Source organism: Pseudoalteromonas sp. PB2-1 (assembly GCF_045040605.1).
In the GTDB taxonomy this organism is placed as follows: domain Bacteria; phylum Pseudomonadota; class Gammaproteobacteria; order Enterobacterales; family Alteromonadaceae; genus Pseudoalteromonas; species Pseudoalteromonas arabiensis.
In genome coordinates this window covers 3,530,152-3,551,638 of the sequence record NZ_CP090667.1, presented here as the reverse complement: position 1 = coordinate 3,551,638, position 21,487 = coordinate 3,530,152, and the positions used below count along the sequence as shown (strand labels likewise).

The window sequence follows — 21,487 nt, the reverse complement described above, 5'->3', positions numbered from 1 at the left end:
TTAATTAGTATGATAATACTATTAATTGAATTAGCATTAAATTTACAAAAATAACGAACGCAATGGCCAAGCTGTGTACTATCTAGGGCTGTAAATTTATTTGATACGCAGTGTTGAAGGCTTGTCATCATTGCTCGAAATAGTGAGCGTTGCTCATTATTGACCATTTAGGGTGTTGTTGTATGGAATCTCAAAAGTTATCCGTTGTAGAAAAGGTCGGCTTTGGTGCCGGTGACATGGCAGTGAATGTCATGGTAGCAGCGTTATTCTATTTTATGTCTTTCTTTTACACCGATATTTACGGGCTTGATCCGGTTGATATGGGTGTGTTGTTTTTAGTGGCGCGTTTTGTTGATGCTTTTACCGATCCTTTAATGGGAGTGATCACCGATAAAGTGAAAACGCGTTGGGGTCAGTTCCGTCACTGGTTCTTATTTTTATCTATACCTTATGGTCTGTCGGTGATTTTACTCTTTACTACGCCTGATTTTGACTACAACATGAAACTAGCTTGGGCCTATGCGACTTACCTGTTTGCAACCTTAATGTTTACCGGTGTCGCTATTCCTTATATTTCTTACATTGGTGTCTTAACCGCCGATCCAAAAGAGCGTTTGTCAGCCAACGGCTACCGTATGTTTTTCGCTAAGATTGCCAATGTAGTGATTGTATTTTCAGTGCCGCTGCTTGCATCATATTGGGGAGATGGCAGCTTGTCGTATGGTTATAAACTGGCAATGGCGTTGGTATCGGCATGTGCCGTTGCACTGTTCTTATTTTGTTTTTTTACAACGCGCGAACGTATTACTCACGAGCCGCAAAAAGAAAGTGTGCTTACGCAATTAAAAGTGCTACTTAAAAACGATCAATGGTTATTGCTGTGTGCGGCATGTGTACTTGGTACGCTTGGTTATGCGATTCGCGGCAGTGTTGCTATGTATTACGCAACCTATTATTTAGGCGTGCCTGATTTAGCAGGTGCCTTTACTAGTGCGGGTATTGCAGCATCTATTGTCTCTATGGTAGCAAGCACCTGGATCACCCAGCGCTACTGTAAAATGAAGTTATTTCGTCAATCACAAATTGCTGTGCTATTCATCTCATTGCTAATGTATTTTGTGGTGCAGCCGGGTGATGTAATGATGGCGTTTGTGCTGTATATCATCTTGTCATTTGTGGTTGATTTACACGCGCCAGTATTCTGGTCTGCGATTGCAGAAGCCGTAGATTACGGTGAAATTAAAGACGGTGTTCGTGCATCAGGCCTATCGTTTGGTGGTATTTCATTCTGTCAAAAAGCTGGGGGTGGCTTAGCTGGCTTAGCGGGTGGTTTATTACTGGCATTTTTTGAGTACAAGCCTAACGTTGAGCAAACCGAATTCACCCTAATGGGCTTAGCACTGATGCTAACTATCATTCCTGGTGTATTTCATGCACTGCTTGGCTTGATCTTAAAAAAATACAAAATCACCGATGAATACTACACGAATATGGTCATTCATAAGCGCCTACCACACTAACCATCCTTTAAGCGCACACACTTAAAAAGTGTGTGCGCTTTGCTCTTTAAAATAACAATTCGCTGGGAGACAACAGTATGAACACATTCAAAGTTAGCTATTTAGCAAGCGTTTGCGCTGCAATATTAACTGTGAGCGGTTGCAGTGAGCTGCCAACAGACAGTACACAAGCCGTTTCTGTAGAGCATGCTGAACATACCAGCGAACAACATTTATTTGCTCTCAACCAAGTCAGTTTAAGCGCCAGCCCGTTTTTACATGCACAGCAAACAAATGTGCGTTATTTATTAGCACTTCATCCTGATCAGCTTCTTGCTCCTTATTTGCGTGAAGCCGGTCTTGAACCAAAAGCGCCTAACTATGGCAACTGGGAAAGCACAGGCCTTGATGGCCATATTGGCGGACATTACCTTTCAGCCTTGAGCCTTGCATGGGCAGCCACGGGTGACGAAGAATTAAAGCAGCGTTTAGATTACATGCTAAGCGAGCTGGATCGCGCTCAACAAGCCACAGGTGGTTACTTAGGCGGTATCCCAAATGGCGATGAAATGTGGCAGCAGATCGAAAAGGGTGAAATCAAAGCTGATTTATTCAGCTTAAACGACCGCTGGGTGCCGCTTTATAACATCGATAAAATCTTTCATGGCTTGCGCGATGCATACGACGTAGCCGGCAGTGATAAAGCAAAACAAATGTTATTTAAGTTAGGCGAATGGTTCTTAGCGACCACTGCTAAGCTAACTGATGAGCAAGTTCAACAAATGCTGTACTCAGAGCATGGTGGCTTAAATGATGTGTTTGCTGATATGTACTTTATTAGTGACGATGAGCGTTACTTAAAATTAGCTCGCCAGTTCTCTCATAACATCATTATTGAACCCTTATTACACAAAGAAGATAAGTTAACGGGCCTGCATGCCAATACGCAAATTCCAAAAATTATTGGTATGTTGAAAGTGGCTAATGCCAGCGATGATAAAGCATGGCAGCAAGGTGCTGACTTTTTCTGGAAAACAGTCAGCCAAGAGCGCTCAGTATCAATTGGCGGTAACTCTGTACGTGAACATTTTCACGATAAAAGTGACTTCACGCCAATGGTTGAAGATGTTGAAGGCCCAGAAACCTGCAACACTTACAACATGATGAAACTGAGTAAGTTACTGTTCTTAAAAACCGGTGATACGCGTTATTTAGACTATTATGAGCGCGCCACATATAACCATATTTTATCGTCACAACACCCAGAGCATGGTGGTCTTGTTTACTTTACCTCGATGCGTCCAGGGCATTACCGCATGTATTCATCAGTGCAAGATTCAATGTGGTGTTGCGTAGGCTCAGGTATTGAAAATCACAGCAAATATGGTGAGCTGATTTATAGCAATACCGGTAAAGAGTTATGGGTGAACTTATTTATTCCGAGCACGTTAAATTGGCAACAACAGGGTTTACAGATCACCCAAGACAGCCAATTCCCAGATGATAACAAGGTCTCACTTACTGTGAATCGCTTGTCTGAAGAGCAAAGCTCTGAGTCGGTAATTCATATTCGTAAACCGTCTTGGCAACAGGGTGAGCTGAGCTTTACTTTAAATGGACAATCTGTAAGCGCAACCGAAAAAGACGGTTATTACAGTATCAGCCATGCATGGCAAAGCGGTGATAAGCTTGCTTTTGAACTTAGCCCTAAGCTTTATACTGAGCAGCTACCTGATGGTCAGCATTATTACTCAGTGATGTACGGACCTGTTGTCATGGCTACTAAAGTACACGCTTTTGCAAATGAAAAGCTTAACTTTGTTGCTGATAATAGCCGTATGGGCCACATAGCTGCAGGACCAACTTGTCCACCAGAAGCGTTGCCAATTATGCTGAGTGAGCCAGAAAAGTTTATTGCCGACCTCACTCGTAAGCCAGGCCAAGAGCTCGCATTTATCGCCGATAAAAATGTGGCGATTGCTAAACAAGGAATTGATAATACCAAGAGCACGGAGTTAATTCCGTTCTTCCGTTTACACGATAGCCGCTATCAAGTGTATTGGCCGCAGCAAAGCAAAGCTCAGTTCACGCAATTTGTTGCCGGTGCAAAAGCGGCTGAACAAGCGAAAGAGCAACTTCGTTTATTAACCGTTGATCAAATTACGCCGGGTGAGCAACAACCTGAAGTCGAACATGACTTTAAAGGTGAAGGAACCCGTGCAGGTGTCAATAATGGTCATCACTGGCGCGATGCGACAGGTTGGTTTGAGTATCAGCTTAGTAACCCAGAACAAAAAGCGGTTGCTTTGCGTGTTCGCTATTTTATTGGCGATGTGAACCGTCATTTCTCAATTAATTTAAATGGTGAGCAATTAGCGGCGGTTAGTTTGCCCGTAGGCAAGCCAACTGATGAGTTCTACACCATTGATTACCCATTAACAGAGGCAATGAAAAAGTCGACAACGCTGACCTTACGTTTTGCTGCCGACAAAAACTCTGTTGCTGGTGGTATCTATGGTATTCGTTTAATCAACGCACAATAAAGAGTTGGCTATGTTAAGCAACAATGTGTTTGCGACGGCTAAAGAGCATGTTTTACCGTCGCTTTTAGATAACAGCGCTGAGCAATACAGTTTTTACCACACACCCACAGGGCTTGGTTATAGAGTGATTGAGCAAGGTCTGGGGGATAAACCAAGTTGGGATGCTACAGTGACAGTGCATCAACGCCTTACCCTTAAAAATGGTCGGGTGTTATTCGATACTCGCAAGCAAGGCGCTGCTGTAGAGTACGAAATTGCAGAGGCGATAGTGGGCTTGCAAGAAGCGCTGCAATTAATGAATAAAGGCAGCCGCTTTGAGGTGCTAATACCTGCGCATCTGGCACGCGATGTGTACAGCGTAATTATTGACCAGAAGCATCAACAAGGCTGTCAAAGCCCCATGCTCGTTGATATTACCTTGCTTGATTTCGTGTAGCAGATTTCATATCGCGTTGTTTGTTTCTTTTGTTGAGGTTTAACGTAGGGGGTGACGCGAGGTTCGACGCGCGGTAAACCCGCTGCTACAGGGATCGTAGCAGCGATTTTATATCGCGTTTGTTTGTCGTTTTTGATAGTGCGGGTCAACGCTGGGTAACCCCGCTGCGACAGGGTTGGATAATTACTTTATAAGCTTGGTTTTAAGCTTGTTTAGGTCGGCTGGGTTTACAATCGGCCAATCGTTTTTCCAGCTCATAGGTAAAATACGTAGCTTTTGTACGCCGTTATCGGCTGTTTCGTAGGCGTGTAATACTAAATAGTCTTTGCCATCAAAGGTGTAAGCAGCATTGTGGCCAAGGGCTGCCCACTCTTTGTTACCTTCAATAACTAAGCTACCACCACCATCAACCATTGAACGACCTTGCTTATCTAAGTATGGGCCCTCGATGTTTTTGCTGCGGCCTACGCGTACGTTGTAAGTACTTTTTACACCTTGGCAGCACTTATCAAATGACACAAACAAATAGTAATAGCCATTCTTTTTAAAGATATAAGGCGCTTCAATTGGGCCATGTTCCGTGTTTGGACGACTCGCAATGTGATGCCATTTTTCAGGTTTTGCTAAGCGCACCATGTCATCATCAAGTTGTACTAGTTTAAGGCCACCCCAGAACGAACCAAAGCTCATCCACGGTGTGCCCTTGTCATCTTCGATTATCGCAGGGTCGATAGCGTTCCAATCGTCACGCTCAGGCACAGACTCAACCACAATACCGTAGTCAATCCACTTGTAATCAGGTGAAGCAGGGTCAAGGGTTTCGTTAACCGTTACACCAATTGCCGAGGTATTTTTGCCAAATGCAGAGACTGAGTAATAAAGGTAAAACTTACCATTTTTTTTGTACACATCGGGTGCCCATAAGTGGCCCCCGAAATTAGGGGAAACACGCTTTGCCCAACTTGGCTCATCTTTAAAAACGCGGCCTGTGAGCTTCCAGTTGGTTAAATCTTTCGATTCATAATAGGTAATACCAGGGCCTGTGCTAAATACATAATAGGTGTCGCCTTCTTTAGTCATCACCGGATCGTGTACTTCAACTTGCTTTGCAGATACGGCTGCGGCAGAAAAAAGTAGCCCTGTTGAAAGCCACTTCATCGCTTGTGTCACGTTACTTACGGGTCTCATGCTTGAATACCTTTTGTTGTTTTAACTCTTGTGTTCATTCAGCTACTATATAATATGTAATACAATATTAACAATAAAATCGAGACAAAATACAGGACACATTATGCTTAAGAAACTACCTCGGCTTACGCTTCTTACTGCGTTAAGCGCTTCGTCATTGCAAGTGCTTGCTGATGCTAATAGTAGCAAGACTCTAGCGCCAATTGATAACCCCATTGTACTCAAACGTGCTGATCCTTGGTTAGTTCGTGATGAAAAAAGTGGCTGTTACACGTTTATAGGCAGTTCGCCGAAATTTGATGAAATTGAGCTGCGCCAAGCTTGTCGTTTAAACGATTTAAAAATAGCTGAGCCGAAGGTAATTTGGCAAAAGCGCGATAAAGGCCCAATGAGTGTCAATATTTGGGCGCCTGAACTGCACCAAATTGATGGTAGTTGGTATATCTATTTTGCCGCAGGTGATGTCGAAAAACCGTTCAGTATTCGCATGTATGCGCTTAAAAATGGCAGTGCTAACCCAATGCAAGGTGAGTGGCAAGAAATGGGGCAAGTAACTAGCCACCTTGATAGTTTTTCGCTTGATGCTACAAGTTTTACGCACAAGGGTAAGCGTTACATGATTTGGGCGCAGCAGAACCAGCCTGCAACTTATAACTCGGCTTTATGGTTAGCTGAAATGGACTCGCCCACATCAATTAAAGAGCCCATTATCGTGATTACTGAGCCAACCCTTGATTGGGAAGTGCAAGGCTACAAGGTGAACGAAGGTGCTGCAGTTATCACCCATGGCGATAAAATATTTGTCACTTATTCAGCCAGTGCAACCGATCATCGCTATGCGATGGGCTTGCTATGGGCAGATGTGAATGCTGATTTACTTGACCCTACTAGTTGGCATAAGAAGGCTGAGCCGGTGTTTACGACCAATGCTGAGCTGGGTCGTTTTGGTCCTGGGCACAACAGTTTTGTAAAAGCTGAAGATGGTGTAACCGATTTAATGATTTATCACAGTCGTGACTATAAAGAGCTGAAAGGCACACCGCTTACAGATCCAAATCGCCATGCGCGAGCACGCATTATTACGTGGGATAAAAATGGCTTTCCAGTGTTTTCACCAGAGCTTGCTGATTAATTATTTATAATAAAAAAGGGCGCCAATTGGCGCCCTAGAACTTTGGGAACAAATGGTTACCAGAAGCGGTAGTAAATAAAAGCAGTAATACCAATAATACCTGCGGTATGAATGTAATCCCATTTATCTAAGCCGGCAGCCACTTCTTTCATAGTTGCTTTATCTAGGCTTGAGAAAGTAAGACCTTTCAATTGTTCTTCGTCTGCTTGCTTGGTAAACATACTCACCACAATCATAATCGCAACGACCACGACAAATAGCAGAATACAGTAATATAACCAGTTCATTGTGGTGATCCACGCAAATGATGAACCTGTTAAATCATCTTTAAATGGCAGTAACACTAAGCGGATCATACCAAGTACAAAACCCGACACTAAGCCCACAAAACCCGCTGTTGGAGTGATGCGTTTACTACATAAACCCAATAAGAATACCGCAGCAATACCTGGTGCAATAAGAGACTGCACACTTTGCAGGTATTCATACAGCACATCAGCTATTAAGCTCATGACGGGTATCCACAATAGGCCTAATACAACAATCACGATAGTGGCAATTCGGCCTACTTTAAGAAGATGCTTTTCACTCGATTCAGGTTTGAATTTCTTATAAAAATCAATGGTGAACAAGGTTGCAGATGAGTTAAATAATGAGGCTAAAGAGCTCATAAGCGCGGCTACTAAGCCCCCGATTACAATTCCTTTAACACCGGCTGGTAATAGCTCAGCAACTAAAGTAGGAAAGGCTTGGTCAGCACTTTCATAGCTAATAATACCTTTAACATTCAATGCATAAGCAATCATGCCCGGTACTAAGAAGATAAATACAGGAAGTAGTTTTAGGTAACCCGCGAACATGGTACCGCGACGCGCTTCTTTAATGCCTTTTGCAGATAAGACACGTTGTACAATGTATTGGTCTGTACACCAATACCAAAAACCAATAATGAATGAACCAAATACTATGCCTGGCCAAGGAAATTCAGCATCTGAAGCGCTGCGAATGAGGTGCATATTGGCATCATTGATACGCTCAACTTCTGCCCAGCCACCTACTTTATCTAAACCAACCACTAATATGACTAAGGAGCCAATAATGAGCACTGGTGTTTGCAACACCGAGGTCCACATAATGGCTTTCATACCGCCAAGTACCGTATAAATACCGGTGATCACCACAAGGCCAATGGCTGAAATCCAGAAGAAATCGATACCCCAAATACTCTCAATACCTAAGATTGTTTTAAATGCGATGCCGCCGGCATAAACCGTTACTGCGACCTTGGTTAATACATAACTAATCAATGAGATTACAGATAAGAAAGTCCGTGATTTAGAGTTAAAGCGGCGCTCTAAGAATTCTGGCATGGTGTAGACTTTACTACTCCAATAAAAAGGCACGAAAATCCAACCGAGTAGTAGAATGATCCACGATTGCATTTCCCAGTGAGCCAATGCCATACCCGATTGTGCACCTGAACCTGAAAGACCCACTAAATGTTCTGAGCCAATGTTTGAGGCGAAAATAGAGGCACCAATCACTAACCAACTTGCATTACGACCCGCTAAAAAATAATCAGCGGTGTCTTCTTCTTTTTGTCGCATAGACATCACGACAACGCCCAGCAACAGGACAAAAAATCCTGCGAGCACTGCCCAATCTAAGGTACTTAGTTCGACCATTGTGTGTTCCACCTAATTATGAAAAGTGAATATTGTTTTATAATTGTCAAATAAAAATATTATATTATAAATGGCTCGAGTGAAAGAGATTTGTTAAAATAAGGTGACAGTTAGTACATAAAATAGTGACTTAAAAGCTTGGTTTTTGTTCATTTATTCTGAACGTATTTATCTTTGCTTTTGATTTTAAAGAATAATTTGCAGGATGACGGAAGCAGTATATAAATGTATCATATACCCAGATCTTTTGAGGAACACTTATGGCGCGTTTAGAGAATTTAAACCTATCACAACAAGTTACCAATGAGCTTGGTAAAGCAATCATTGTTGGTGATTACAATACTGAAACGGGGCTACCAACCGAAGCACAATTATGTGAAGTGTATGGTATTAGTCGCACAGCTGTTCGTGAAGCAGTGAAAATGCTCGCTGCAAAAGGACTTATTTCTTCTCGTCCACGACAAGGTATTCGTGTGGAGTCAGCGGAGAACTGGAACTTATACGACACAAGCGTATTGAAATGGTTGCTTGAAAGCAGCCCATCATTATATGTATTAAAAGAGTTTTTACAGGTTCGCTTGGCGATTGAACCACAAGCAGCGGCACTTGCTGCAAGAAAAGGCGATCAAGCAGCCATCGCAGAAATTAAAATTGCATTAGATAAAATGCAAGCGGCAGCAGAAGAGCCAGAAGGCGTGATGCATGAGCCTGACCTTGCGTTCCACACGGCAATTTTGCACGCCAGTGGCAACCGTTTTTTCTATCAATTACGTGATTTTATTCGCACTGCGCTGCACGTGAGTATTCAACATACCACACCCGCTAAAGGCAATAAGAAGGCCATCGCAGAAGAACACTTTAAAGTGTATAACGCGATTGCAAGCGGTGACCCTGAGCGCGCTAAAAACATGATGACGTACATGATTGACGAAGCGATGGCGTTTATTGAAAAAGAAATCGCTGACAAAGAAGCGGCTAGATAAACATCGCTTCTTGACGTTGTAATTATTTTAAAACAAAAGGTTATCATGCCAAATTCAAACGAGCTAAAAACAGTTTACCCAAGCCTTGCTGGTAAAAGTGTGTTTATTACTGGCGGTGCATCGGGAATTGGTGAAGTAATGGTAACGCGGTTCTGCGAACAGGGCGCGAAAGTCACTTTTGTTGATATTGCAAGTGAGCAGAGCAATGCTTTATGCGCGAAATTAGCTGGTAAATATGAGTTTGACCCACAATTTATTCATTGTGATATACGTGACGTTGAAGCTTTACAAGCGGCTATAGAGCAAACTCGCCAGCAACAGGGAGACATTGCTGTGTTAATTAATAACGCAGCCGATGACACCCGTCACGCCGCTGAAAATATGGATGTGAAATATTGGGAAGACAAGTTTTCAGTCAACTTACGCCCATGTTTCTTTTCGTCGCAAGCAGTGGTTGAGCACATGCAGCGTTTAGGTGGTGGTAGCATTATTAATATGGGGTCGGTAAGCTGGCGTATTAAGCAAACTGGCATGCCAGCCTACACAACAGCAAAAGCGGGTATTGAAGGGTTAACCCGCTCATTGGCTGCTTCTTATGGTAAAGATAATATTCGTGTGAATTCACTGGTGCCAGGCTGGGTGATGACAGAACGCCAAATCACGCATTGGCTAACCCCAGAAATGATTGAAGATGTTCGTTTAAGTCAATGTATTAACGAAACAATTCAACCAGACCATGTTGTCAATGCTGCATTGTTTTTAGCCGCTGATGACAGTTGTATGATGACAGCACAATCGCTCATCGTGGATGCAGGTTGGACTTAATTTTTGAAGTAATTGCTAAATAGCTAATTTGTAGTAAAATTTTTTACACAACTCAAATAATACTATAATAGTAAAATACGTGTTATAGAATTAACACAGCTTATACATAGGAAGGTGGTAAGAAAGTTTGACCGACTTTGTTCTTGTTTATTTAATTTTGATTATTGGCGCTTGTCTACAAAGTGTTATTGGCTTTGGTTTAGGCATGTTATGTGTTCCTGTGCTCTATTGGCTAATGCCAGAACTAGTGCCTGGACCTATGATTTTGAATGCGCTGTTTTTAACCTCAGTGTTAATGATTAAACACCGCGGTGCGATAGACATGAAACAAACGGGTATATCCATCATAGGTGGTGCTGTGGGGGTTATCTTTGCAGCTGTGGTGATGTGGTATGTCAATGCCAAGCAATATCAGCTATTGCTTGGGGTGAGTATTTTGGTGGTGGTGGCTTTGTCTATCATAGGTATGAAACCGAAAATCTCTACCATCACTAGCTTGCTTGCGTCAATGTCATCGGGCTTTTTAGGCACCACGACCTCTGCTGGTGGGGCACCGATGGGACTACTTTATCAAGCTGAAGATAAAGACAAAATTAAAGCGAACCTGAGTGCCTTTTTCGTATTCATAAACCTGTTTGGCATTATTGTACTTATGCTGACAGGCTCTGCCGATATCAGCGATGTGAAGCTGTTTTTCTTATGTTTACCTGCAATTTTAACCGGTTGGGGTCTATCTTTTGTGATTAATAATAACCTTAATGAAAAGGCCATTCGCGGCATTATCTTGCTGGTGGCTGGTTTATCTGGTCTAGCACTTATTTTCATACACAGATAGAATAAGAATAGTTCAGCTGTTCGTGTAATAAAGTCTATGCTCGATGACACCATTAAAATAATCATTTCTAGCCAGTGCCAATTGGGCGAAGGTGCCTACTTTGCAAAAGCGCATAACTGCTTATTTTGGGTCGATATTTTAGGGCAACGCTTATTTCGTTTAGATTGCCAATCGATGCGAGTTAGCCAGTTTACCATGCCAGAACCTATTTGTTGGGTAATGGAAACCGAGCAAGGCGGTCTGGTGGCAGGCTTTGCGAGAGGCATCTATAAACTTAACAGTGAAAACTTTAGCCGTGAATTACTTTTTTCAATTGACCACGAACCCTCACAAAACCGTTTAAACGATGGTAAAACGTCTCGCCAAGGCTTTGGCTTTTTTGGCTCAATGGACTCTCAAGAGCAAAGCAATAGTGGCAAGTTATATCGTTTTGGTCATGGCCAGGTTCCGACAGCCGTTGATCATGACTACACTATTAGTAATGGCCCTGCGGTAAGTAAAAATGGCCAGTTTCTATATTCTACAGACTCAGATAAACAAACAATCTACCGCTTTACTCTGAGTGAGCAAGGTGAGCTTGCTGATAAAAAAGAGTTTATTCGCTTTACTGAGAATATGGGTTTTCCTGATGGCATGACCGTGGATAGCGAGGAGCATTTGTGGGTTGCCGCGTGGAATGGCTATGGCGTTTATCGTTTTGCACCAACGGGTGAGCAGGTGCAGTTTATTCGCTTGCCCGCACCACGTGTTACCAGTGTCGCCTTTGTTGGCGAAGAGCTCACACATTTAGCTGTGACCACTGCGACAGTTGGCCTTGAAGACTCTGTACTCGCTGATTACCCGCACAGTGGTGGCGTATTTATACTTGAGCCTGGCGTTAAAGGGATTGCTGAAACGCCCTTAAAGCTATAGGTTTTCCATTACTTGATAACGCAATTCGCCAAGAAATGCCCGCGCTGCTGGGCCCAATTTGTCACCATCTTTAAAGAGCAAATGTAACTTAGCGCTGCGGCTACTGTTATGGGTTAAATTAAGTGCTTTCATTTGCCCCGTGGCAAGTTGCTTTTCGATCGCTGTTTTTGGTAACCATGCAAAGCCAAGGCCATTACTAATCATATCAATCGAAGTGCGCATATGAGTAACCGTCCAGCGCTGATCGGCACCTAACCAGCCACCATCTTGTTTGTGTTTATTGGCTGAATCGCGAACAACAATTTGTCGGTGTGACTTTAAATCTTCAAGTGTGATTACGCGGTCTATCCCATGCAAAGGATGATCAGGGTGCGCCACGGCAATAAATTCGATATCGCATAACTCTTCGTGAAAGTTTGCTGCGATTGGAAAGCCAGTAATGGCAATATCAACCTGATCATTTTCGAGCAATTCATTACCCCCCATCAGCACAGACTCATGGAGTTCAATGCGCAGTTGTGGGTATTGTGAAGAGGTGTCGTTAAGCACTTTATAAAGCAACTGCTGTGGAAAAATAGCATCCACAGCAATGCGTAACTTGCTTTCGATGCCTTCACCTAAAGTTTGGCCTATGGCTTCAACTTTTGCGGCTTCATCAAGTAAGTAATTAGCGCGGCGCAGCATCATTTCACCAGCTTCAGTGAGCACGGTTTTGCGGCCTTGAATGCTGAATAATTTTACATTGAGTGTCGATTCAATCTTGCCAACCGCATTATGAATACTCGATTGGCTTTTATGAATACCTTGCGAGGCTTGGTTAAAGCCACCAAATTCAACAACAGCACGAAACATGCGCCACTGTTCTAGCGTAATTCTTAGCATGAGGTTCCTTTGCTAGAGCGGTTGCCTAAAATAGTATCTATAAAGTGTAAAAAGTTTACTTTTCGTTGTTTAACGCCTAATTAAACACCACGTTAGCTTGAAGCGTCTAGTGTGCTTAATAAACTGATTGGCATCATCTTAGCTGTCATTGACTGAGCTGGCGACTAATTTGGATTATTATTAGAAAGACAGTAGCTGCGAGCGCGCAGTTGCCTACAGTCTTTCTAGAAAATAGCATTAGGCCAATTAAGGCCTAATTGAGTGGATTATTCAGGGGCAACTTCAAGCGTTGTAAATAATGCATAGCGCACACTATCGATGTCTGCTTCTGTTGGCTTTTGATCAACAGATGCTTCAATCAGATACATATCTGCGTGGGCGAATGTCACCGTAAAGAAGCCTTTTTTATCGGTTGTTACTTTAACTTCGTCACGCTCATTACGGTAGCGCGCACTACCACGCACAATTGCAAGCTCAACGTCAGCAGCTGGTTTGCCATCCATTAATAATTGGAGCTTAGCTTCTTCACCAGCAAATAGATCGTTTGGGTGAGTCGGGCCTGAAATTTCTAAACCTTGCCCAAGCAATGTTGGCTTAGAAGTACCATTACGGCTTACAAAAGTATCAACCGTTGCGATAGATTTTACAGTGCGTACATCGGTTGCGCCTGCTGGTAGGTCTGCTTCTTTTTTACCTGCGAACACACGACCGCGATTGCCATCTTTGTCTTTATAGAAAGTCATTAGCATTGGCTTTTGCTGCATAGCAATATGGTAAGTACCGTCTTGAGATAAACTCACTGCTGCTGAGTTTTTGCGTTTTAAGTAGTATGCACGAATCGTTTCTTCAACCGGCTTGCCATTTGGAGCAAGGGCAATTAATAAATTGTCGTCATACTCTGCGCCTTTTTGTTTTGGGCGATATGCTTTATCAGGGCTAAACAACTCATTCGAAATACTGGCATCAATCATCACATAGTGAGTTTTCTCACCTGATAAAGAAGTGTGAGATGGCATTAACCAACGGGCGTGTGCTTGTGCATAGCCAGAGGCAAGTGCAGTGAAGGCTACTGCGCCGATCAGCGCCGTTTTTAATAATTTTAATTTCATTGTTTGTCCTTAATTACTGGTAATGGTAACAAAGCTAGTCGCGAACTCTTTTTCGCCTTTAATAGTGACTTTGCCGTCTTTTGTTAAGTCGATTTCAACGCGGGTGTAATCTCGGCCACCTTCTTCACGCACAACTTCGACATTAAGCAGGTAGCTACCAGGTTTAACTGGGTTGCCCTTTAAATCTTTACCTTGCCATTCAATGGTGTAAGTACCTGGGCGTTTTGTTGCACCCGTCACACCATCAAAGTTGTCGTTGCTACGACCTGCTTTTCGCCACCATTGACGTAAGTCTTTAAACCATTCAGCTTTTTCGACCCAAAGTGCAATAGTGGTAACGTGTTTACGTCCAGGTGTTTCTAGCCATAGCGCCACGTAAGGGCGATGATATGGGGAAACATCTAGCTCAGGTAAGGTAAATTCAACGGTTAGGTTGGGATCTTTTGCAAAGCTCAGTGGGCTGAATAAACAGCCAATTAGTAGAGCAACGAGTAAGTGGGCTTTTTTCATTAAGATACTCCTTTAAGTTGAGGCACCCAAACTAGATAAATAACCAAAGGCGTGGCAACACCAAGAAGCGTTAACCACAGGCCTGCGGCACGTTTTTTACGGTTTTGAAAGAGAATAATTAATCCGGTGATAGCAAACAGAATCATCAAAACAGCTGAGATATCAATCACCCAGCTCCATGCTTCGCCGGTATGGCGGCCTTTGTGTAAGTCGCCAATCAGACTCATAAAGCCACCGATTTGATAATCAATATTAAGCTCACCGGTTTGAAAATCGATTTCGGCGTAGGCAAAGCCGGCCGGAAGCGGGTAGTCGAGCATTACTAACGCATCTTCTTTTTCCCATTCAATGCTTTTTACATTACTGAGTGAAAACTCCTGCTGCATGTAATCTTCTATCTCGGGATAGAGGCTCGGTAAGGTATCGAGATTTGCTTGTGCTTTTTCAAAGAGTTCAGCAGAGATTAGTCGTTGGCTTTGCCTGTTTTGCTTGTCGTTTTCTAACCAATCAACATGATTAAGGATGATACCGCTAACACAAAAAAGAATGAGCAAAAAGAACAGTGCAGTTGAAAGGTATATATGCAAAGCACGACTTACGCTATAAAACGTGCGCTTATTAATAGAAAACATAAAACAGGCTATTCGTTAAATATATGGGCATGATAATGATTTGTATTTACTATAACAAGTAGGTTTACGTTCTTTACATTTGTGTTTTAGAAGTGAATCGCTAAGTAAGCTATTATGGCGAGTTGTGATGAAATCAAGCAAGCAAGTAGTGTCAAGCAGACTTGCGAAGAAATGGTTATTCGAAGAAGTGGTAATTTATTCGGGGCTGATGGACGGTTTATTAGATAACCCAATACGCCTATTTCAATAACGGCAACTAAATACATAACCCAAACCGGCGCTGCGCTTTGTAATAAAAATATATAACCTAGTGCCATACCAAAAGCAGCTAAAAACTTAGCACGGGTTGGTACTATTTTGTGCTCTTGCCAGTGTCTAAGTGACTCTCCGTATCGGGGGTGATTTAGGAGCCAAGCAGAAAGTTTGGGCGAAGAACGTGTAAAGCAAGCTAAAGCTAAAATAAAGAAAATTGTTGTCGGCATGACAGGCAAAGCAATACCTATGATACCAAGCGCTACCATTAATAGACCAACCGCTTGATAGCAGCTGTTTTTAGATGCAGTTAATACAGCTCTTACATTCATAAATAGAGTTAAGCCAGAACAGTTCAAAAAAGCAAATGCTTGTTAATCACCTTTTTACCTTACTTTTTAACTTTAGCCTAGCTTAGATTTTTTAGCGAATTGTGTCTCTATCCAACAGGATACTTAGTAAAAACCCAGTTAAAAAACTGGGCTTTAATATTTCATTTACTACCAGTGGTTACTAGAAGTAATAACCGATGTTGATATTGAAGCGAGTTTCAGTCTCGTCGCTGTCACCAGCAACTGAGCCGCCTACAAATGGCTGATTTTTCGCTTGAACAAAATCAAAGTAGGTGAACAAGCCACCTGCTGCAACAGATACCCCAGTTACATTCATCCAAGTATCGGCGCTATTGTCTGACTTGTCATAAATAATGCCGTAGTCATTGTAAAACTGTAAGTCTGTAACAGGACCCCACTCGACAGGGAGGCTGTAGGCAATGTTGGCATTAGTCATGGTTGCTTCAGCTGCGATACTATCGTAAAAAGCATAGGCTCCTACCGCCATACGATTTACATTATCAATATCGTAATTATATTCACCATGTTGCAGTTGGAAGTTCCACGGGCCGATAGTACTATTTAAATGCACTGCCCAAGCATAGTAGTCACCGGCACGGTCTTCACCATCGTGTAGGCCACCAGACAGGGCTGATATACCTAGCTCTGTTTTGCCACCCTCATGCTCAAAGTGATAGCCGTAACGACCAGAGAAAGTGTTGTATTCACCAATGGCATTGCCTGGCTCGGCATAAATACCTTCGTCTGCTGAACGGAAACCAACTACATCGTATGAGTAGCGATCGCTGCGGTCATCAACATAACCGTCGACACCACCTAGCTCATCATTTTTGAAAAAGCCAAGATCAATCTGCCAGTTATCGGCAATTTTTCGTTTGAATAGCACACCTAAATCGTGATCATCTTCCAGACCCACATAATAGGTTGTGCCAAAGAAGTAGTTGTGTGAATTATATGGCCAGTTACCAAAAGGAACTTTGGTAATACCTGCCTGCACTTGCCAGTCTTCGGCAAAGTCGTAGGCTGCATAGGCATATTTAACTGCTGTCATGTAGTCAAAGAAACGAATTTCAGCATTTAGTTGCACATCACCGACATCCCCTGAAAAATTCAGTCTGAAGATATCGAAGTCGAAGTCACCGCCACGGTTTTTGTTACCGTCATCATACGAGGTATAGCTGTAGTTTGTTCGCACAGCGCCACCAACATGAATACCAGATTCTTTTTTGTCTGATACGGTTTCAACAGCAGCAGTTTGCTCCTCAAGTTGCTTTTGTTGCCTTGCAACCTGTGCATCAATTTGCGCTTGTTTATCGGCTTGTTGCTGCGATTTTTCCTCGGCAGCATCCAGCTTGCTCTGTAGTTGCTGCATTTGCTCTTTAAGTAATTGCAGCTGTTTTTGAAGATCATCTATTTCAGATGCCTGACTAAGACTTGAAGTAGTGCCCAAGGCGATTGCGAGGGCTAACTTTGAAAGTTTAAGCATGATTTTCGCTAGTGTTGGAATGGGTACTATTAGCATAGTTGATATTCACACTTAACCCAAGGGGAGCCATAAAAAATTAATATTAATCAACCAGTTTTGCAGTTGATTATTGTGATTCGAGAGATTTTGTTATGGCGCCAACTTCTAATAGCGGTGAAGCATCAAGCTGATCAGCATCCATCATTGCTGCAATACGCTGCATTGATGAAAGCAATAAGCTTTGCTCCCACTCTTCAAGGGCTGAAAATTTTTCTATGAAATGCTCTTGTAATGGCTGAGGAGCCTGCTCTAAAAGTGCTTTGCCTTTTTCTGTTAAATACAAGCTGACGCGACGCTTATCCATTTGACTGCGCACACGGGTGATAAGCTCTCTATTTTCAATTCGATCAAGAATATTGGTCACAGTTGCTGGACTTAAGTTGACGTTTTGAGCAATACGACTTGCTGTGATGCCGTCTGTTTGTGCCACTTCATTCATGATAAGTAATTGCGGGCCTGTTAACCCAGACGTTTTGTTGAGCTGCTTAGAGTGCAGATCGATTGCTCTGATTACTTTACGTAATGACACAAGTAGTTCGTCATACTTTTGCATGTTTTTGTCTCTTTAAAGGCGGCCTAGAACGACCGAAGCCGCGAAATATTACACATCAAATAAATTGAGTTCAAATAATTTGTGGCTATGTTTACTATAAATAACCTAATTTTCAGAGGAAATTTTTATTTGAGTAGTAATTAAATCTCGCTTGGTGTATCACATAATAATGTAGATGTTCTTTATAATTAAATAGCGCTTTTCGTCTGCACACGCACAAAGTAGTAAACAATTTCATCAAATAACTAAATATTATTTACTAACTACTATGGCTTTGGGTATGGTGGGGTTATTTAACGATTTCTTTTCTTTCATTTAATGGGACGAATTATGAAGCTATCGCCATCAGTTACGATTGAGCAAAGTGAGACTGGCCTTGAGTTTATTAAAGTAGCCAGTGAGTTTTGTGATGCCACTATCTTTTTGCAAGGTGCGCAAATTACAGAGTTTACACCGACAGGTAAAAAGCCATTACTGTGGGTTTCTCAGCAGGAAGATTATCAAGAAGGTAAGGGCGTTCGTGGTGGTATTCCAATTTGTTGGCCGTGGTTTGGTGTGAGCCAAAATGAAGGCTGGCCTGCTCATGGTGTTGCTCGTACGGGACTTTGGCGTGCTGAACAGGTGAAAGAAGAGGAAAACTCGATCTACATCAGCCTGTCATTGCCAATGAATCAAATTGATGAAAAGTATTGGCCACACAAAACTAAATTATTGGTGGAATTTATTTTATCAACGAGTTTAGAAGTGCGTTTAACAACAACTAACCTTGATAATGAAACACTTAATTTTACACAGGCATTACATACTTATTTCCCAACGCCTGCGATTGAAGAAACTAAAGTTGATGGTTTACAGGGCTCTAAATATATAGAATTCGGTGAAGGTCCATTTGAGCAACATGATTTGGTTTCATTTGCTCGTGAAACCGACATGGTTTATACCCAAGCACAAGATACACAACGCATCATTACGCCAGATGGGATCATTGAAGTAAGCCGAGAAAATTCACGGTCATGTGTGTTATGGAACCCGTGGATTGATAAATCAAAAAGGCTATCTAATTTTGCCGATGATGAATATCACGTGATGTTGTGTTTAGAAGCCGCCAATGTACTTGAAGATAGCGTTGAGTTAGCGCCGGGTGACAAGCATACACTTGTCACTTCTCTTCGCTGGGTATAAAAAGTACCGAGTATAAGTAAGGCCAGTTAAGACTGGCCTGAACAAGGAACGATCGTGTTTAGTAATCAACAAATAGAAACCCTTCCACAGCATCAACGCATACAATTTCAATCACTTGCAGATAATGCGATTTGGCATGTGCAAATTAATTGGTTAATTTTTTATCTTCCCTTGATGGCGGTGATTATCGCTGTTCGTTATTTTAATACGAATATTGCAAGTTCAATCGCACCGCATTGGCTCCTTGTTCTGCCCGTTATTGTATTGCTATCTTTGTTGTATAACGTGTATAGCGTTCGCGCTAAAGGCATTGCCGTTCGTGAACATGACATTGCTTTTAAGCGAGGGTTGATTTGGCAGCACGTTACCTTGCTACCCATTGCTCGGATACAGCACACAGAGATCCATCGCGGGCCGATAGAGCGTAAACTCGGGCTTGCAACGTTGCGGTTATACAGCGCTGGTGGCATGAGTGCAGATTTGCATATCAGTGGCCTCACAGATAAGTATTGCAATGATATCAGGCAATTCATTCAAAACTATGGCTGTGATGAGCGTGTAAAATCTGATGAGTCAATTGATGAATAACAACGAATGGCAAAGGGTGTCACGTTGGGCGCTCGTTTATTTTATTGTGCATTTTGCGATAAGGTTTTTTAAAGGTGGTTTGCTTAATCTACTCCCTGTTTTAGTTGTGTTTGTTACTCAGGTAGAGCAAAAGTGGTTTTGGGCTCAAATAGCAACAAGTGTTGCTGTCGTTGGCTTGTTTGTGTATGCCTTTGCATATTTTATAAATTTCAAATACCGCATAAGCAGTGAACAAGAAATATTACTTAATAAAGGGGTCTTTAAGAAAGAGCGTTTGACCTTAAAATTTGCCAGAGTGCAAAACGTTAATATCGCAGAGCCGTTTTATTTTCAGCCTTTAAATTTAGTTAACTGTATTTTTGATGCCGCAGGGAGTAATGCACAAGAAGTTGTTATTCCAGGTGTTAAACTCAACCATGCCGAACAAGTGCGTGAACAAGTTATGGCCTTTAAGGCACAGTTACAACAGGAAAGTTCAGACGAGCAGGTTATACCCGACGAGGCCGTTTCATCGTCGCAAACATTAAGTATTAGCAATGCTGAAATCGCTAAATTTGGCTTAATATCAAATATGGCGATTCTTGCCTTAGCGGCGCTTGCTCCGTTTATTAATGCTATTTTTGAGTTTCTCGAAACGGCTTTTATTGACCGCTTAGAAGCGGTCTTTAATGAGCAAGCAGTGTTCATTGGTAGTGCCGCGACGATGGCTATAATGGTCGCTGTTTTACTGATGATATTAGTTGCCGTGTTGTTATCAGTGGTGATGGCATTAGTTCGCTTTTTTAACTTTCAGTTATACCTTCAGGACGAAAAGTTTAAACGTATTGCAGGGTTATTCGAACGCCAGCAACTTTCGGTGAGCTTAGAGAAAATACAAAGTGTGCATATTAAGCAAAATGTTATTGCTCGTCTGCTAAAACGCTACACAGTTGTTTGCCCACAGGTGAGCAGTGGGGGGGCAGGCGTTGCTAGTGCTCACAAAAATAAGCAAACTTTGGTTATGCCTGTTCTTACTGCATCGCAGGTAAGGCAAGTGTGTAGTTGGTTGTTTCCTTGGTTTATTGATCTAAAAGAGCTCAACTTTATAAAGCCTGAGCGAGCATTACTTTACAAAAACACCGTTTTGTATGCGCTACTGCCCACCTGCGTGGCTGTTGTATTTCTTCATTCTATGTTTGATTTGCTCGTTGTTCTTTGGGGTCTATTGCTTTTACCAGCTTTAGTATCGATGGTGTATCTTAGCTATCAGAAAACAGGAATTGCCTTGTATCACCATGAAAATCGATATTTTGCTGTTTTCAAAACCGGCATGCTAGGTAGTCAATATCGTGTTTTTGAAGTATATAAAGCGCAAAGTGCTACCACTACGAGTACTTATTTAATGCGCAGATCCGAGCTTAAAAGCTTGTATATACAACTGGCTTCTGGTTCCGTCACAATGCCTTACCTTAAGTGTAATCAGGCTAATCAGTTTGTGGACTTTGTGTTACACGAAATAGAAGCAACACAACGCAGTTGGTTTTAAATGAAAATAATTCTCAATATCATTGACCTGTTTGTGTTTTTGAGTATACTTTCTCAAAGCTACAGAAGGAGGTACGCGATGATATATTTTCTGCCTATTTTAGCCATTACAGGTATTGTCGGCTTACTTTGCTATGCGCGTAATAAGAGGGAGTGTAAAGGTCTTTGCGTAAGCTGTGCAGTGACTTGTATTGCTTTGCTTGTAACAGGTGCAATGGCTCTCGCGGGTCTTGGTGCACTTAGAAGCAGTATTATGTTTGCAGCGACAATATTTATTGTTTACCAATTATTAGGCTTGGTTCGCCCGATTAAAATTGAATAGTTTTTTACATTTTTTAA

General features: G+C 42.2%; 20 protein-coding genes and 1 pseudogene. 12 read left to right on the top strand and 9 right to left on the bottom strand.

The features are described 5' to 3' along the window. Positions 1 to 182: 182 nt before the first annotated feature. The 3 genes from L0Z67_RS16615 to L0Z67_RS16605 all read left to right on the top strand — a co-directional run bounded on the left by L0Z67_RS16615 (position 183) and on the right by L0Z67_RS16605 (position 4,478). Entirely contained in the window at positions 183 to 1,520 is a 1,338-nt protein-coding gene (locus L0Z67_RS16615; RefSeq protein ID WP_193988021.1) for an MFS transporter, read from the top strand. 77 nt (positions 1,521 to 1,597) lie between these two features. Beyond that, the gene (locus L0Z67_RS16610; RefSeq protein ID WP_405128278.1) at positions 1,598 to 4,042 is read left to right on the top strand and encodes a beta-L-arabinofuranosidase domain-containing protein; all 2,445 of its coding nucleotides are present in this window, start codon (positions 1,598 to 1,600) and stop codon (positions 4,040 to 4,042) included. Positions 4,043 to 4,052: 10 nt separating this feature from the next. Next, entirely contained in the window at positions 4,053 to 4,478 is a 426-nt protein-coding gene (locus L0Z67_RS16605; RefSeq protein WP_237114613.1) for an FKBP-type peptidyl-prolyl cis-trans isomerase, read from the top strand. A gap of 183 nt (positions 4,479 to 4,661) precedes the next feature. Here the strand turns inward: L0Z67_RS16605 and L0Z67_RS16600 are convergent, their stop codons facing one another. Next, positions 4,662 to 5,666 carry an arabinan endo-1,5-alpha-L-arabinosidase gene (locus tag L0Z67_RS16600; RefSeq protein WP_405128277.1) on the bottom strand — a complete coding sequence of 335 codons (1,005 nt, stop codon included), beginning with the start codon at positions 5,664 to 5,666 and terminating at the stop codon, positions 4,662 to 4,664. Between the two features lie 103 nt (positions 5,667 to 5,769). On the opposite strand from L0Z67_RS16600, the gene L0Z67_RS16595 reads away from it, so the two are divergent. Beyond that, positions 5,770 to 6,798: a family 43 glycosylhydrolase gene (locus L0Z67_RS16595; RefSeq protein WP_062567471.1), complete on the top strand. Its 1,029-nt coding sequence runs from the start codon at positions 5,770 to 5,772 to the stop codon at positions 6,796 to 6,798. Positions 6,799 to 6,854: 56 nt separating this feature from the next. Here the strand turns inward: L0Z67_RS16595 and L0Z67_RS16590 are convergent, their stop codons facing one another. Continuing rightward, positions 6,855 to 8,483: a sodium:solute symporter gene (locus L0Z67_RS16590; protein ID WP_062567472.1), complete on the bottom strand. Its 1,629-nt coding sequence runs from the start codon at positions 8,481 to 8,483 to the stop codon at positions 6,855 to 6,857. 260 nt (positions 8,484 to 8,743) lie between these two features. On the opposite strand from L0Z67_RS16590, the gene L0Z67_RS16585 reads away from it, so the two are divergent. The 4 genes from L0Z67_RS16585 to L0Z67_RS16570 all read left to right on the top strand — a co-directional run bounded on the left by L0Z67_RS16585 (position 8,744) and on the right by L0Z67_RS16570 (position 12,038). Next, complete coding sequence (locus L0Z67_RS16585; protein WP_062567473.1) at positions 8,744 to 9,466, top strand: FadR/GntR family transcriptional regulator; 723 nt, start codon at positions 8,744 to 8,746, stop codon at positions 9,464 to 9,466. 45 nt (positions 9,467 to 9,511) lie between these two features. After that, on the top strand, positions 9,512 to 10,291 hold the full coding sequence (locus L0Z67_RS16580) for an SDR family NAD(P)-dependent oxidoreductase (RefSeq protein WP_062567474.1): 780 nt from the start codon (positions 9,512 to 9,514) through the stop codon (positions 10,289 to 10,291). Between the two features lie 127 nt (positions 10,292 to 10,418). Next, the gene (locus tag L0Z67_RS16575; protein ID WP_062567475.1) at positions 10,419 to 11,126 is read left to right on the top strand and encodes a sulfite exporter TauE/SafE family protein; all 708 of its coding nucleotides are present in this window, start codon (positions 10,419 to 10,421) and stop codon (positions 11,124 to 11,126) included. Positions 11,127 to 11,162: 36 nt separating this feature from the next. Next, positions 11,163 to 12,038, top strand: coding sequence for an SMP-30/gluconolactonase/LRE family protein (locus tag L0Z67_RS16570; protein WP_405128276.1), 876 nt, complete (start codon positions 11,163 to 11,165; stop codon positions 12,036 to 12,038). Here the strand turns inward: L0Z67_RS16570 and L0Z67_RS16565 are convergent. The 7 genes and pseudogenes from L0Z67_RS16565 to L0Z67_RS16535 all read right to left on the bottom strand — a co-directional run bounded on the left by L0Z67_RS16565 (position 12,033) and on the right by L0Z67_RS16535 (position 17,854). Continuing rightward, positions 12,033 to 12,920, bottom strand: coding sequence for a LysR family transcriptional regulator (locus L0Z67_RS16565; protein ID WP_405128275.1), 888 nt, complete (start codon positions 12,918 to 12,920; stop codon positions 12,033 to 12,035). The genes L0Z67_RS16570 and L0Z67_RS16565 overlap by 6 nt on opposite strands. 266 nt (positions 12,921 to 13,186) lie before the next feature. Next, positions 13,187 to 14,029 carry a DUF4198 domain-containing protein gene (locus L0Z67_RS16560; RefSeq protein ID WP_405128274.1) on the bottom strand — a complete coding sequence of 281 codons (843 nt, stop codon included), beginning with the start codon at positions 14,027 to 14,029 and terminating at the stop codon, positions 13,187 to 13,189. A gap of 9 nt (positions 14,030 to 14,038) precedes the next feature. After that, on the bottom strand, positions 14,039 to 14,539 hold the full coding sequence (locus L0Z67_RS16555) for a DUF2271 domain-containing protein (protein WP_405128273.1): 501 nt from the start codon (positions 14,537 to 14,539) through the stop codon (positions 14,039 to 14,041). Beyond that, positions 14,539 to 15,171: a PepSY-associated TM helix domain-containing protein gene (locus L0Z67_RS16550; RefSeq protein WP_405128272.1), complete on the bottom strand. Its 633-nt coding sequence runs from the start codon at positions 15,169 to 15,171 to the stop codon at positions 14,539 to 14,541. Before L0Z67_RS16550 ends, L0Z67_RS16555 begins: the two co-directional genes overlap by 1 nt. 194 nt (positions 15,172 to 15,365) lie before the next feature. Beyond that, positions 15,366 to 15,755 (bottom strand): annotated as a pseudogene (locus L0Z67_RS16545) (YbaN family protein); the annotation flags it as partial. A 181-nt stretch (positions 15,756 to 15,936) separates the two neighbouring features. Continuing rightward, the gene (locus tag L0Z67_RS16540) at positions 15,937 to 17,262 is read right to left on the bottom strand and encodes a porin (RefSeq protein WP_062567480.1); all 1,326 of its coding nucleotides are present in this window, start codon (positions 17,260 to 17,262) and stop codon (positions 15,937 to 15,939) included. A gap of 106 nt (positions 17,263 to 17,368) precedes the next feature. Continuing rightward, complete coding sequence (locus L0Z67_RS16535) at positions 17,369 to 17,854, bottom strand: MarR family winged helix-turn-helix transcriptional regulator (protein ID WP_062567481.1); 486 nt, start codon at positions 17,852 to 17,854, stop codon at positions 17,369 to 17,371. A gap of 330 nt (positions 17,855 to 18,184) precedes the next feature. On the opposite strand from L0Z67_RS16535, the gene L0Z67_RS16530 reads away from it, so the two are divergent. From L0Z67_RS16530 to L0Z67_RS16515, 4 genes are all read left to right on the top strand, one after another. Beyond that, positions 18,185 to 19,036, top strand: coding sequence for a D-hexose-6-phosphate mutarotase (locus L0Z67_RS16530; protein WP_062567482.1), 852 nt, complete (start codon positions 18,185 to 18,187; stop codon positions 19,034 to 19,036). Positions 19,037 to 19,090: 54 nt separating this feature from the next. Further along, positions 19,091 to 19,624, top strand: a complete 534-nt coding sequence (locus L0Z67_RS16525) for a PH domain-containing protein (protein WP_193988013.1) — start codon at positions 19,091 to 19,093, stop codon at positions 19,622 to 19,624. Beyond that, positions 19,617 to 21,149: a PH domain-containing protein gene (locus tag L0Z67_RS16520; RefSeq protein ID WP_157066157.1), complete on the top strand. Its 1,533-nt coding sequence runs from the start codon at positions 19,617 to 19,619 to the stop codon at positions 21,147 to 21,149. Before L0Z67_RS16525 ends, L0Z67_RS16520 begins: the two co-directional genes overlap by 8 nt. A gap of 78 nt (positions 21,150 to 21,227) precedes the next feature. Then, positions 21,228 to 21,470, top strand: coding sequence for a hypothetical protein (locus L0Z67_RS16515; protein ID WP_062567485.1), 243 nt, complete (start codon positions 21,228 to 21,230; stop codon positions 21,468 to 21,470). Positions 21,471 to 21,487: the final 17 nt, after the last annotated feature.

Bases quoted from the DNA above. Each gene is read 5' to 3' on its own strand.
- L0Z67_RS16615 (WP_193988021.1), top strand. From the start codon at position 183: ATGGAATCTCAAAAGTTATCCGTTGTAGAAAAGGTCGGCTTTGGTGCC.
- L0Z67_RS16610 (WP_405128278.1), top strand. From the start codon at position 1,598: ATGAACACATTCAAAGTTAGCTATTTAGCAAGCGTTTGCGCTGCAATA.
- L0Z67_RS16605 (WP_237114613.1), top strand. From the start codon at position 4,053: ATGTTAAGCAACAATGTGTTTGCGACGGCTAAAGAGCATGTTTTACCG.
- L0Z67_RS16600 (WP_405128277.1), bottom strand. From the start codon at position 5,666: ATGAGACCCGTAAGTAACGTGACACAAGCGATGAAGTGGCTTTCAACA.
- L0Z67_RS16595 (WP_062567471.1), top strand. From the start codon at position 5,770: ATGCTTAAGAAACTACCTCGGCTTACGCTTCTTACTGCGTTAAGCGCT.
- L0Z67_RS16590 (WP_062567472.1), bottom strand. From the start codon at position 8,483: ATGGTCGAACTAAGTACCTTAGATTGGGCAGTGCTCGCAGGATTTTTT.
- L0Z67_RS16585 (WP_062567473.1), top strand. From the start codon at position 8,744: ATGGCGCGTTTAGAGAATTTAAACCTATCACAACAAGTTACCAATGAG.
- L0Z67_RS16580 (WP_062567474.1), top strand. From the start codon at position 9,512: ATGCCAAATTCAAACGAGCTAAAAACAGTTTACCCAAGCCTTGCTGGT.
- L0Z67_RS16570 (WP_405128276.1), top strand. From the start codon at position 11,163: ATGCTCGATGACACCATTAAAATAATCATTTCTAGCCAGTGCCAATTG.
- L0Z67_RS16565 (WP_405128275.1), bottom strand. From the start codon at position 12,920: ATGCTAAGAATTACGCTAGAACAGTGGCGCATGTTTCGTGCTGTTGTT.
- L0Z67_RS16560 (WP_405128274.1), bottom strand. From the start codon at position 14,029: ATGAAATTAAAATTATTAAAAACGGCGCTGATCGGCGCAGTAGCCTTC.
- L0Z67_RS16555 (WP_405128273.1), bottom strand. From the start codon at position 14,539: ATGAAAAAAGCCCACTTACTCGTTGCTCTACTAATTGGCTGTTTATTC.
- L0Z67_RS16550 (WP_405128272.1), bottom strand. From the start codon at position 15,171: ATGTTTTCTATTAATAAGCGCACGTTTTATAGCGTAAGTCGTGCTTTG.
- L0Z67_RS16540 (WP_062567480.1), bottom strand. From the start codon at position 17,262: ATGCTTAAACTTTCAAAGTTAGCCCTCGCAATCGCCTTGGGCACTACT.
- L0Z67_RS16535 (WP_062567481.1), bottom strand. From the start codon at position 17,854: ATGCAAAAGTATGACGAACTACTTGTGTCATTACGTAAAGTAATCAGA.
- L0Z67_RS16530 (WP_062567482.1), top strand. From the start codon at position 18,185: ATGAAGCTATCGCCATCAGTTACGATTGAGCAAAGTGAGACTGGCCTT.
- L0Z67_RS16520 (WP_157066157.1), top strand. From the start codon at position 19,617: ATGAATAACAACGAATGGCAAAGGGTGTCACGTTGGGCGCTCGTTTAT.
- L0Z67_RS16515 (WP_062567485.1), top strand. From the start codon at position 21,228: ATGATATATTTTCTGCCTATTTTAGCCATTACAGGTATTGTCGGCTTA.